The 13,070-nt window shown below is 44.8% G+C and carries 11 protein-coding genes; 10 read left to right on the top strand and 1 reads right to left on the bottom strand.

The annotated features are described in order from the left end of the window. The first annotated feature begins 127 nt into the window (after positions 1–127). Positions 128–769 (top strand): type I phosphoribosyltransferase, encoded by a 642-nt coding sequence (locus tag NQ541_RS06875; RefSeq protein ID WP_005611828.1) that lies wholly within the window; start codon positions 128–130, stop codon positions 767–769. Positions 770–855: 86 nt separating this feature from the next. Here the strand turns inward: NQ541_RS06875 and rpsT are convergent, their stop codons facing one another. Then, entirely contained in the window at positions 856–1,119 is a 264-nt protein-coding gene (rpsT, locus tag NQ541_RS06870) for a 30S ribosomal protein S20 (RefSeq protein WP_023923287.1), read from the bottom strand. Between the two features lie 189 nt (positions 1,120–1,308). Here rpsT and gpr point away from each other — a divergent pair, with 189 nt between their 5' ends. From gpr to infB, 9 genes are all read left to right on the top strand, one after another. Further along, positions 1,309–2,301 (top strand): GPR endopeptidase, encoded by a 993-nt coding sequence (gene gpr, locus NQ541_RS06865; RefSeq protein ID WP_005611831.1) that lies wholly within the window; start codon positions 1,309–1,311, stop codon positions 2,299–2,301. Between the two features lie 47 nt (positions 2,302–2,348). Next, positions 2,349–3,530, top strand: a complete 1,182-nt coding sequence (gene spoIIP / locus NQ541_RS06860) for a stage II sporulation protein P (protein ID WP_005611833.1) — start codon at positions 2,349–2,351, stop codon at positions 3,528–3,530. A gap of 44 nt (positions 3,531–3,574) precedes the next feature. Next, positions 3,575–5,497, top strand: coding sequence for a DNA gyrase/topoisomerase IV subunit B (locus NQ541_RS06855; RefSeq protein WP_005611835.1), 1,923 nt, complete (start codon positions 3,575–3,577; stop codon positions 5,495–5,497). A gap of 11 nt (positions 5,498–5,508) precedes the next feature. Further along, positions 5,509–7,749, top strand: a complete 2,241-nt coding sequence (locus tag NQ541_RS06850; protein WP_044940879.1) for a DNA gyrase/topoisomerase IV subunit A — start codon at positions 5,509–5,511, stop codon at positions 7,747–7,749. Between the two features lie 293 nt (positions 7,750–8,042). Next, on the top strand, positions 8,043–8,510 hold the full coding sequence (gene rimP / locus NQ541_RS06845) for a ribosome maturation factor RimP (protein WP_005611839.1): 468 nt from the start codon (positions 8,043–8,045) through the stop codon (positions 8,508–8,510). Between the two features lie 17 nt (positions 8,511–8,527). Then, positions 8,528–9,721: a transcription termination factor NusA gene (nusA, locus tag NQ541_RS06840; protein ID WP_005611841.1), complete on the top strand. Its 1,194-nt coding sequence runs from the start codon at positions 8,528–8,530 to the stop codon at positions 9,719–9,721. Between the two features lie 20 nt (positions 9,722–9,741). Continuing rightward, positions 9,742–10,017: an RNase P modulator RnpM gene (gene rnpM, locus NQ541_RS06835; RefSeq protein WP_044940882.1), complete on the top strand. Its 276-nt coding sequence runs from the start codon at positions 9,742–9,744 to the stop codon at positions 10,015–10,017. Further along, positions 10,004–10,315, top strand: a complete 312-nt coding sequence (locus NQ541_RS06830) for a L7Ae/L30e/S12e/Gadd45 family ribosomal protein (protein WP_005611844.1) — start codon at positions 10,004–10,006, stop codon at positions 10,313–10,315. Before rnpM ends, NQ541_RS06830 begins: the two co-directional genes overlap by 14 nt. Positions 10,316–10,338: 23 nt before the next feature. Beyond that, entirely contained in the window at positions 10,339–13,065 is a 2,727-nt protein-coding gene (gene infB / locus NQ541_RS06825; protein WP_005611846.1) for a translation initiation factor IF-2, read from the top strand. The last annotated feature ends 5 nt before the right edge of the window (positions 13,066–13,070 follow it).

The raw sequence follows: 13,070 nt of genomic DNA, 5'->3' as shown, positions 1-13,070 counted from the left end.
TAGTTAATAAAAAAGAAATTGCAGTAAGTTTTTTGTAAAAACTGCTGTAATTTCTTTTTTGTTGTGCTAAAATAAAACTATCTTGAAGCCAGATAAATGAACAACAGCAGAAGGGAGCAACAAAGCTATGGACAAGAGATTTGTGGACCTGAGGTCAGGAAAGAACGGAAAGGCACGTATTAAGATTCTGAAGGGGCATTTTGCAACGAAAAATTCACATGTGAATACTTATATTGATATGTCAACAGTTAAGACGCGTCATAATAATGCACGCGAGACTGCGAAGACACTTGCAGAAGAATATATGACAAATACACCGGTAGAAACAATCGTATGCCTGAAAAATACGGAAGTGATCGGAGCGTTTATGGCAGAATATCTGTCAGGAAGCGGAAATGCATCGGTCAGTGCGGGGAATAATATTTCCGTTGTAACTCCTGAATTTGATCCGGCAGGACAGATCCTTTTCAGAGATAATAACCAGCGTATGATCGAAGGTAAGCAGGTACTTGTACTGACGGATTCCATGTCTACAGGTTCTCTTGTAAGACAGGCAATTGAGTCTGTACTTTATTACGGAGGAAGAGTCAGCGGCATCTGTGCAGTGTTCAGTTCAATCTCGAAGGTGGCAGGCATGGAGGTGAAGACGATCTTTACAAGTGCGGATCTTCCGGATTATCAGGTTTATAATTCTCATGAGTGTGAACTCTGTAAAGAAGGACAGAAACTGACAGGACTGATCAACAGTTTTGGCTTTGTAGAATTATAAAGCACAGCTCCGGCTGGTTGCACGTATAAATAAAAAAGACATCCACCTGACGGCAGTGGATGTCTTTTTTATTATTTTATTTCTGATTAAGCGATAGCGTCTACAGCTTTGGAAAGACGTGCAATCTTTCTGGAAACTGTCTTTTTGTGGTAAACGCCCTTGGTTCCAGCCTTGGAAATCTCTACGATTGCTGTATGAAGAGCAGCCTTAGCAGCCTCTGTATCCTTTGCAGCAACAGCAGCCTCTACCTTTTTAACAGCAGTCTTAACTTTAGACTTAATTGCTTTATTTCTGGCAGCCTTTGTCTCGTTTACTAAAATTCTTTTCTTTGCAGATTTAATGTTAGCCAATGTGTACACCTCCAAAATGTATCATATGATTTTCAAATGTTATTCTGTTGGGACAGACTCGGACACGGACGTTCTGTCGAAACATACTCATTTATTTTATTCCATGAAATAGACGTTGTCAATACATATTTTGATAAAAAAGAAAAATAATATTATGGAACTATAACAGGCAACGGAGAGGAAAAAGCGATGACAAAAAATTACAGCGTAAGGACAGATCTTGCACTTGAAGAGAGGGAGAGGTTTGAATCTGACCAGGTGGAAATTTCGGGAGTGATTCTGGAAGAGGATTATGATGAAAGCAGTGAGACCAGGATCACACGGGTGATTATTGAAACGGAAAATGGAGCAAAGGCAATGGGAAAACCGGCAGGCACGTATCTGACACTGGAAAGTCCGGCCCTTGCAGTGCCGGATGAAGAAGAGCAGATGCGGATCTCAGAAAAGATCCGTGATTGTATCAGTGAACTGTTGAGAAAAAATTTTGAAGCGAAAGAGGGAAAAGAAGAGGAAGATCTGTCTATCCTGGTAGTCGGACTGGGAAACCGTAATATAACGCCGGATGCCCTGGGTCCCTGTGTGGCAGATCATCTGAACGTGACGAGACATATTATCAGGGAATATGGAAAATATGCAATGGGAGTGGAACATGCGAAACTGGTCAGTGCCATTGTCCCGGGGGTGATGGGGCAGACCGGGATGGAGACAACTGAAATAGTCAGAGGGATCGTCCGGGAAACCAGACCGGATCTTGTGATTGCGGTAGATGCACTGGCGGCACGCAACAGCAGGCGATTAAACCGGACGATCCAGATCGCAGATACAGGGATCCATCCGGGATCAGGTGTAGGCAATTATAGAAATGGAATGACAAAAGAATCTCTTGGAGTTCCGGTGATCGGAATCGGTGTGCCAACAGTTGTGGATGCTGCAACGATCGTAAATGATACGATGGAAAATTTCATTCATGCCCTGGAAGAATCGGAAACATTGAAAAGTGTAGGAGAAACACTGCGTTCTTATAATCAGGGGGAAAAGTACGAACTGGTGAAAGAGCTGATTGCACCTCATCTGAATGGAATGTTTGTGACACCAAAAGATGTAGATGAGATGATCCATCAGATCAGCCATACGATCGCAGAAGCATTGAACCTTCTTTGCTCTCATATAATAGAAAGATAGCAGAAAGCTACAGAAGAATCGTGGGACGGGAAGGGAGAGCAAAGAGAATGAAGAAGATAAAAAGCAGAAAATGGCAGTCGGGGAAGACAGGTGCAGTACTGGTTCTGTCGGTGTGCAGTATGCTTTTGATCCTGAATGGAATCAGAAAAAATGCAGCACAATTACAGTATCAGCTTCAACAGTATCTTCTCCGGTCTGCACAGGCTATGTATGTGCCTTCTCTTGTATGGAAAGAAGATTCGGTTTCATCGGGACCGGGGGAGTGGATCAGACAAAAAGCACTGGCGTGGATTCCAGTGGTTCAGTATGTGGAAGATCATGCAGAGTATGGATCGTCTCTTGAAGATGAGGAGACGATCGCAAAAATATTGGAAAGTCAGGCGAATGACGAAAATGCAGTCGATGAAAATGGAAAACTGATCGGTCAGCCGGATGAGCCGCAGCAGCCGGTCTCATCCGAGGTAGCGGCAGACCAGTCTATTGATAAACTGAGAGATTTTGAGTACCTTTTGAGCAATTTTTATACGGTAGACAGTTCTACGATGATCGGGGCGGAACAGCTCAATGTGGATGATCTGCTTGGAAGAAATATGAAGATCGGTCGGGAGGGAAATGAACCGAAAATTCTGATCTTTCATACCCATTCCCAGGAAACATTTGTAGATTCAGTCCCGGGAGATATTTCAACCGGGATCGTGGGAATCGGACAATATCTGACGGAACTTCTGAATGCGAAAGGGATCCCTACACTCCATGATTTTGGTGTCTATGATATTATTAACGGAAAACTGGATCGGAGTGAGGCATATGAAAATGCAGAAGCTTCGATCCGTCCGATCCTGGAGGCGAATCCTTCCATTGAAGTAGCCATTGACCTTCATCGGGACGGAGTGGCAGAGACAACGCATCTTGTCACGCAGATCAATGGAAAGCCGACAGCCAGGATCATGTATTTCAATGGATTGAGCCGTTCAAGAACCAATGGGGATATCACATATCTTTACAATCCGTACATACAGGATAATCTGGCATTCTCTCTGCAGATGCAGCTTGCCTCAGAAAGGATGTATCCGGGTTTTGTAAGGCATATCTATCTGAAAGCCTATCGCTACAACCTGCATCTTCTCCCAAAATCGCTTCTGATCGAAGCCGGAGCACAGACCAATACTGTTGAGGAAATGAAAAATGCAATGGAAGTGCTTGCAGATACGCTTTGTGAAGTGTTATAGTATCAAATGGATTATTCTGAAAATTTGACAAAGGAGAAGATGAAATGTCAAGAAAGACTACATACGATGCAGGCAGTATTGCAGTGCTGGAAGGTCTGGAAGCGGTACGTGTGCGTCCCGGAATGTATATCGGAAGCGTGTCCACAAAAGGACTGAACCACCTGGTTTATGAGATCGTGGACAATGCAGTGGACGAGCATCTGGCAGGATTCTGTACGGAAATCCATGTCACGCTGGAAAAAGACGGTTCTGCAACTGTATCTGACAACGGAAGAGGAGTTCCGGTGGATATGCATCAGAAAGGCATTTCCGCAGCACGTCTGGTCTATACGACACTTCATGCAGGGGGAAAATTTGATGATTCAGCATATAAGACCAGTGGAGGACTTCATGGAGTCGGATCTTCAGTCGTAAATGCACTTTCCGCTTACATGGATGTAAAGATCAGCCGTGATGGATATATTCATCATGATCGGTATGAGAGAGGAATCCCGGTCATTGAACTGGAAGACGGACTGCTGCCGAAGATCGGAAAGACGAGAAAGACCGGGACGACGGTGAATTTCCTTCCGGATGATACGATTTTTGAAAAGACGAGATTCAAAGCGGAAGAGATCAAGAGCCGTCTGCATGAGACTGCCTATCTGAATCCGAAGCTGACAATATTTTTTGAAGATAAAAGGCAGGGATCAGAAGAAAAGATCGAATACCATGAGCCGGAGGGGATTATCGGATTCATTACGGATATGAACCATAAGAAAGAGGTACTGCATGAGCCGATCTATTTTAAGGGAGAGGCAGACGGGATTGGGGTAGAAGTGGCACTTCAGTATGTCAATGAATTTCATGAGAATGTGGTCGGTTTCTGTAACAATATTTATAATGCAGAAGGAGGAACGCATCTCACGGGATTTAAGACGACTTTTACGACGGTGATGAACCAGTATGCAAGAGAGCTGGGAGTGCTGAAAGAAAAAGATGCGAATTTTACCGGTGCAGATATCCGTAATGGAATGACTGCGATCATATCGATCAAGCATCCTGATCCGAGATTTGAAGGTCAGACGAAGACGAAGCTGGACAACCCGGATGCAGCCAAGGCAGTCGGAAAAGTGACAGGAGAGGAAATCGTCCGGTTCTTTGACCGAAATATCGAGACATTGAAGACGGTTCTTTCCAGTGCGGAGAAAGCCGCAAAGATCCGTAAAACCGAGGAGCGGGCAAAGACGAATCTTCTGACAAAGCAGAAGTATTCTTTTGACAGTAACGGAAAGCTTGCAAACTGCGAGAGCAGAGATCCGAAAAAGTGCGAGATCTTTATTGTTGAGGGAGATTCTGCGGGTGGATCTGCCAAGACTGCCAGAGACAGAAATTATCAGGCAATCCTCCCGATCCGTGGTAAGATCTTAAATGTGGAGAAAGCAAGCATTGACAAAGTACTTGCAAATGCGGAGATCAAGACCATGATCAATGCGTTCGGATGCGGCTTTTCGGAAGGATATGGAAATGATTTTGATATCAGTAAGCTGCGGTATGATAAGATCATTATCATGGCAGATGCGGATGTAGACGGAGCCCATATCTCGACCCTGCTTCTGACATTATTTTACCGTTTCATGCCGGAACTGATTTATGAAGGACATGTCTATATTGCCATGCCGCCACTCTATAAAGCCATGCCAAAGAAAGGAGAAGAGGAATATCTGTATGATGACAAAGCACTGGAAAAATACAGGAAAAACCATACAGGTCCTTTCACACTGCAACGGTACAAAGGTCTTGGCGAGATGGATGCGGAGCAGTTGTGGGAGACGACACTTGATCCGGAGAGGCGTCTTCTGAAGCTGGTGGAGATCGAAGATGCGAGAATGGCATCCAGCGTTACAGAGATGCTGATGGGAACAGAAGTCCCGCCGCGAAAAGCATTTATTTATGAGAATGCAACGGAGGCAGAACTTGATATCTAAGGAGAATGAAAATGAACAGTGAATCTCAGATTATCAGAACCGAATATTCGGAATTGATGAAAAAATCTTATATCGACTATGCGATGAGTGTTATCATCGCCAGGGCACTTCCTGATGTCAGGGATGGACTGAAGCCGGTGCAGAGAAGGACTCTGTACGATATGTATGAGCTGGGGATCCGTTATGATAAGCCTTACCGGAAGTGTGCCCGTATTGTCGGAGATACCATGGGTAAATACCATCCGCATGGAGACAGTTCGATCTATGATGCACTTGCAGTCATGGCACAGGATTTTAAAAAAGGTCAGATCCTTGTAGACGGACATGGAAATTTTGGCTCGATCGAGGGAGACGGTGCGGCAGCAATGCGATATACGGAGGCAAGGCTGACAAAATTTACACAGGAAGTATGTCTTTCAGATCTGGATAAAAATGTGATTGATTTTGGACCAAACTTTGATGAGACAGAAAAAGAGCCGGTGGTTCTCCCAATGCGTGTACCGAATCTCCTTGTAAATGGAGCAGAAGGAATTGCAGTTGGTATGGCAACGAGTATCCCGACGCACAATCTCTGTGAAGTGATCGATGGTGTCAAAGCTTATATGAAAAATGACGGGGTCACGACCAGACAGCTCATGAAATATATTAAAGGACCGGATTTCCCGACCGGGGGGATCGTGGTCAATAAAGATGATCTGCTGAATATTTATGAGACAGGGCAGGGAAAGATCAAGCTCCGTGGTAAAGTGGAAGTAGAGGATTTGAAAGGCGGGAAAAAGCAGCTTGTCATAACGGAGATCCCGTATACGATGATCGGGGCTGGAATCGGAAAATTTCTGAATGATGTCTGCAATCTGGTAGAGACAAAAAAGACGACAGATATTGTAGATATTTCCAATCAGTCATCCAAAGAGGGAATCCGTATCGTCATTGAACTGAAGCGTGGAGCAGATGTAGAAAACCTGAAAAATATGCTCTATAAAAAGACGAGGCTGGAAGATACGTTCGGAGTTAATATGCTTGCAGTTGCGAACGGCCGTCCGGAGACGCTGGGGTTAAAGCAGATCATTGAGCATCATGTGGATTTCCAGTTTGAACTTGCAACGAGAAAGTATACGACACTTCTGGAAAGAGAACGGGAGAAGAGTGAAGTTCAGGAAGGACTGATCAAGGCATGCGATGTGATCGACCTGATCATCGAGATTCTCCGGGGAAGTAAATCGGTGAAGGATGCAAGAGCCTGTCTGGTTGAAGGAAAGACGGAGAATATCCGGTTTAAATTTTCCATTTCAAAGAAAATGGCAGCAATGCTGCGGTTTACAGAGCGTCAGGCCACTGCAATCCTTGAGATGCGTCTTTATCGTCTGATCGGACTGGAGATCGAGGCACTTCAGAAGGAGCATGAGCAGACACTGAACAATATCGCAAGATATGAAGATATCCTGAACAACTATGATTCCATGGCAGAAGTCATCATGGAAGAACTGGATTCTTATAAGAAAGAATTTGGAAGAAAACGCCGCACTGTTGTCGAAAATGCAGAAGAAGCCGTCTTTGAGGAAAAGAAGGTGGAAGAACAGGAAGTCGTGTTCCTGATGGATCGGTTTGGTTATGCGAAGACTGTTGATATGGCAGTATATGAGAGAAATAAAGAGGCTGCGGATTCTGAAAATAAATACATTGTACATTGTATGAATACCGGAAAGCTCTGCATCTTTACAGATACCGGAAAGATGCACCAGGTGAAGGTACTGGATCTTCCTTATGGAAAATTCCGTGAAAAAGGGACTCCGATTGATAATGTGAGCAATTATACAAGCAGTGAGGAAGAAATCGTGATGATCTGTGATGCAGAACAGATGCGGTTTGCAAAACTCCTCTTTGCCACAGCACAGGGAATGATCAAGCGGGTGGATGGAAAAGAATTTCAGGTTGCAAAGCGTACGATCGTGGCAACGAAACTTCAGGAAGATGACCGGCTGGTTTCTGTAAAAGTGGTGAACGAAACTCAGAATCTAGTATTGCAGACAAGAAATGGATATTTCTTAAGATTCCCGGCAGCAGATGTACCTGAGAAAAAGAAGGCGGCAGTCGGAGTAAGAGGAATCCGTCTGCAGAAAAAGGATGAGCTGGAGCATACTTATCTTTTTGAAGAAGGAACAGAGACGAAAGTAACCTATGGAGAAAAGACGGTGACTCTAAATCGTCTGAAAGCTGCGAAAAGAGATGGTGTTGGGAATAAAACCCGTTAAAAATGGAAAAAATAAGTAAAATCGGCAAAAAATAAAAGAAAACCCTTGATTTATCAAAAAAAAGGTGATAAGGTTAAAAAAGATACATAAAGGGAACGGCAGAAGAGTGGACGAAAGTTCACTCTTCTTTGATGATATAAGGATTTCTTTATGTAAAATATCATGATGCTAATCCCACGATATGCGAATATTGGGTAGGATTGTGGGAGTGCGTAGCACGGAGCAATCCGTAGGCATCAAAGTCGGGGGGGGTGCCCCCGACATCATATCATTTTAAAGAAAGGGAGTTTAGTGTGTCCAGAAGAGAAGAATATGAGCAGCAGACAGAGACACTTCTTGAGCCAATCGTAACAGAACTGGGATTTGAGCTTGTGGATGTGGAGTATGTAAAAGAAGGTGGTACGTGGTATTTAAGAGCGTACATTGACAAACCCGGCGGCATTGCTGTCGATGACTGTGAAGCAGTGAGCAGGAGATTTTCAGATATCCTTGACGAGAAGGATTACATTGCAGACTCCTATGTATTTGAAGTGAGTTCTCCGGGACTTGGAAGACCTCTGAAAAAAGAGAAAGATTTTAAACGGAGTCTTGGAGAAGAAGTGGAGATCCGCACGTATCGTGCGATTGACCGTCAGAAAGAATTTGTAGGATTACTGAAAGCATATGATGACAGTACGGTGACAATCACTTATGAAGATGATACAGAGCAGACATTTGACAGAGGAGACATCGCTCTGATCCGCCTTGCTTTGGATTTTTAATTTAGGAGGAAAAAATAATGAATACAGAATTACTTGAAGCACTGACGATTCTTGAGAAAGAAAAGAACATCAGCAAAGATGTCATGATGGAAGCAATTGAAAATTCTCTGCTCAGTGCCTGTAAGAACCATTTCGGGACATCCGATAATATTAAGATCGTGATGGACAGAGAGACCTGTGACTATTCCGTATTTGCAGAAAAAGAAGTTGTGGAAGAAGTTTTTGATCCGGCAATCGAGATCAGCCTGGAGGATGCAGAAAAGATCAATCCGTCCCTGCACATCGGTGATATCGCCCAGGTTCCGGTTTATTCAAAAGAATTCGGTCGTATTGCAACACAGAATGCAAAAAACCTGATCCTTCAGAAGATCAGAGAAGAAGAGAGAAAAGTTGTCTTTGATCAGTATTTTGAGAAAGAGAAAGATATTGTAACCGGTATTGTACAGCGTTATGTTGGAAAAAATATCAGTATCAACCTCGGAAGAGCAGATGCGATGCTGACAGAGAATGAGCAGGTTAAGGGAGAGCATTTTGAGCCGACAGAGCGTATCAAGCTTTATATTGTAGAAGTAAAGAATACGACAAAAGGACCAAAGATTCTTGTATCCCGTACACATCCGGAGCTTGTAAAGCGTCTGTTTGAGGCAGAAGTAGCCGAGGTCAAGGACGGAACGGTAGAAATCAAGAGTATTGCCCGTGAGGCAGGTTCCCGTACAAAGATGGCAGTATGGTCCAATGATCCAAATGTAGATCCGGTCGGAGCATGCGTGGGAATGAACGGTGCGAGAGTCAATGCAGTAGTACAGGAACTGCGTGGTGAAAAGATTGATATTATTAACTGGGATGAAAATCCGGCACTTCTGATCGAGAATGCATTGAGTCCGGCAAAAGTAATTTCTGTTATGGCTGACCCGGATGCAAAGGTAGCGAGTGTGATCGTACCGGATTATCAGTTGTCACTGGCAATCGGAAAAGAAGGTCAGAATGCAAGACTGGCAGCACGTCTGACAGGTTACAAGATTGATATCAAGAGTGAGACACAGGCAATCGAAAGTGGTGAACTTCCGGAAAATTATATGGAGCAGATGGGTATGGTCGGTGAAGAAGGCTATACAGTCGGTGAATATGATGAGGAAGAAGAGAATACAGAAGCTGCTGTGGATGAGACAGACAGCGATGAAATTGAGTTTGTGGAGACAGACGTAGAATAAGACTCGGAGGAGTGAAGCATTTGGCAGTGAATAAAAAGATTCCCATGCGTAAATGCGTGGGCTGCGGGGAAATGAAACCAAAAAAAGAATTGATCAGGATTCTCAGAACGGAAGAAGAATTTCTGGTTGATGTGACCGGGAAGAAGAACGGAAGAGGTGCTTACCTTTGTCCGTGTAAAGCATGCTTTGACCTGTCAGTGAAGAGTCATGGACTGGAGCGTTCCTTTAAGCAGGAAATTCCACAGGAAGTTTATGAAAAACTTGCAAAGGAGATGGAACAGATTGGCCAGAGATAAAGTACTTTCGCTGATCAGCCTTGCTACAAAAGCAGGACGCTGTGCAAGTGGTGAGTTCCTGACAGAGAGTGAAACGAAGTCAGGAAGAGCCGGACTTGTAGTTGTGGCAGAGGATGCATCAGAGAATACGAAAAAGAAGTTTCGGGATATGTGTGAATTTTATGATGTTCCCATTATTTTCTACAGCGATAAAGATACTCTGGGGCATGCAATGGGAAAGCAGTTCCGTGCATCCCTGGCAATATTGGACGAAGGATTTGCAAAAGGAATTTTAAAAGCATTAAAAGAGTGTTTTTGATTGCCTGAAGGAGGTTTTTTGATATGGCGAAAGCGAGGGTATATGAACTTGCAAAAGAGCTGGGAGTAGGGAATAAGGAGATCCTGGAACAGTTGAAAAAGAAAAATGTTGAAGTTAAGAATCATATGAGTACAGTGGAGGATAACGTGGCAGAAGAGATTAGAAGAGAAAATGCCGGAAGAAATGAAGAACCAGCAAAGGCAGAACCGGCAGCAGAAAAAGCAGGAGAAAAGGACAGCACAGTGCCAAAGAAGAAAAATCTTGCATTTGTAGTGCGTCCGCAGAATTCCAGAAATAGCAGCAGACTGCAGGGAAATAAGCGTCCGGGAGCAAACCAGGGACGAGGTGCCGCACAGGGAAATGCACGCGGAGGAGAGAACCGTCCGGTACGTGCAGCAGGTGCAGAGGGAAGACCGGTGCGTACAGAGAGAGCGGCTCAGGCAGGTACGCGTCAGGAGAAAACTGACCGGGCAGAGAGAACCGTACGCACAGAAAGACCGGCTCAGACAGCAGGACGTACCAGCGGAGAGGGAAGACCGGTACGTCAGGAGAGAAATGACAGACCACAGCGTCCAGGCAGTGACAGAGAGAACCGTCCGGTTCGTGACAGCCGTGATGCAAGAGGCGGACGTCCGAATGGAGACGGAAGAGGACCGCGTCAGGAAAGAGGACCGCGTGACAACCGTGATGCAAGAGGCGGACGCGAACAGGGGTTCGGAGGCCGCGATAACCGTGATGGAAGAAATGGTCAGGGATCTCGTCCTGACAGAAAAAATGATAACCGCAGAAATGACCGTGCGGACAGAGACGCAGCTCCAATCGTCGAGCAGCAGAAGAGCCAGAGAAATAAGGCGAAAGATAAAGAGAGAGATAATAAGAAGAAAGAATACAGAGACGAGGCATTTGAGGGCAAGGGCAAAAAAGGCAAAAAGCAGAAAAATGTGGTCGAAGTAAAGAAACCGCAGAATAAGCCGGAAGAAAAGAAGGAAGAGCAGATCAAGCAGATCGTGATTCCAGAAGTTCTTACGATCAAAGAACTTGCCGACAAGATGAAGAGTGTTCCGTCTGTGATCGTAAAGAAGCTGTTCCTGCAGGGAAAAGTTGTTACGGTAAATCAGGAGATTGATTACGATACTGCTGAAGAGATCGCAATGGAATTTGATGTTCTGTGTGAGAAGGAAGAGGTCGTGGATGTAATCGAAGAACTCCTGAAAGAGGATGAGGAAGATGAAAGCCTGATGGTGAAACGTCCTCCGGTTGTCTGCGTTATGGGACACGTTGACCATGGTAAGACTTCTCTTCTGGATGCGATCCGTGACAGTAATGTAACAGGACGTGAGGCCGGCGGTATTACACAGCACATCGGTGCATCCGTTGTCGAGATCAACGGAGAGAAGATCACATTCCTTGATACTCCGGGACATGAAGCATTTACAGCAATGCGTATGCGTGGAGCAAATTCTACGGATATCGCGATCCTTGTTGTAGCAGCGGATGATGGTGTTATGCCGCAGACGATCGAGGCGATCAACCACGCAAAAGCAGCCGGAATCGAGATTATTGTTGCCATTAACAAGATTGATAAGCCAAGTGCCAATATCGAACGGGTAAAGCAGGAGCTGACAGAGTATGAACTGATCCCGGAAGACTGGGGCGGAAGTACGATCTTCGTACCGGTATCTGCACACACAAAAGAAGGAATCCAGGAGCTTCTAGAAATGATCCTTCTGACAGCAGAAGTAATGGAACTGAAGGCAAATCCGAACCGTGCTGCCCGTGGTCTTGTGATCGAGGCAGAGCTGGATAAAGGAAAAGGAGCAGTTGCAACTGTACTGGTACAGAAAGGAACGCTTCATGTTGGTGATGCTATCGCAGCCGGAAGTGCACATGGCCGTGTAAGAGCGATGATGGATGATAAGGGAAGACGTGTCAAAGAAGCAGGTCCGTCCCAGCCGGTTGAGATCCTTGGTCTGAATGATGTGCCGAATGCAGGAGAAGTCTTTGTTGGATGTGCTTCTGATAAAGAGGCAAGAGCATTTGCTGAGACATTTATTTCACAGAACAAAGTAAAACTTCTGGAAGAGACAAAATCCAAAATGTCACTGGATGACCTGTTCAACCAGATCCAGGAGGGTAACCTGAAAGAACTGGATATCGTTGTAAAGGCAGATGTTCAGGGATCAGTAGAGGCAATCAAGCAGAGTCTGCTGAAGCTGAGCAATGATGAGGTTGTAGTAAAGATCATCCACGGTGGTGTCGGAGCAATCAACGAATCTGATGTCATCCTTGCATCGGCATCCAATGCGATCATTATCGGTTTCAATGTACGTCCGGATGCGACTGCAAAAGAAATTGCAGAACGCGAAGGTGTAGACTTAAGACTTTACAGAGTTATCTACAATGCAATCGAAGATGTAGAGGCAGCTATGAAGGGAATGCTGGATCCGGTATTTGAAGAGAAAGTGCTTGGTCATGCAGAAGTGCGTCAGACATTCAAGGCATCCGGTGTCGGAACGATCGCAGGTGCGTATGTGCTGGATGGTATTTTCGAGAGAAACTGTTCTGTACGTCTGGTGCGTGATGGCATTGTAGTATTCGACGGACCACTTGCATCCCTGAAGCGTTTCAAAGACGATGTGAAGGAAGTAAGAGCAGGTTACGAATGCGGATTTGTATTTGAAAATTATAATGATATTAAAGAGGGCGATCAGGTCGAGGCATATAAGATGGTCGAGACTGAGCGTAAGTAAAAGGA

The sequence above is a fragment of the [Ruminococcus] lactaris ATCC 29176 genome (assembly GCF_025152405.1).
Classification (GTDB): domain Bacteria; phylum Bacillota; class Clostridia; order Lachnospirales; family Lachnospiraceae; genus Mediterraneibacter; species Mediterraneibacter lactaris.
The sequence above is the reverse complement of the archived record's forward strand: the minus strand, read 5'-3'. Positions and strand labels throughout refer to the sequence as shown.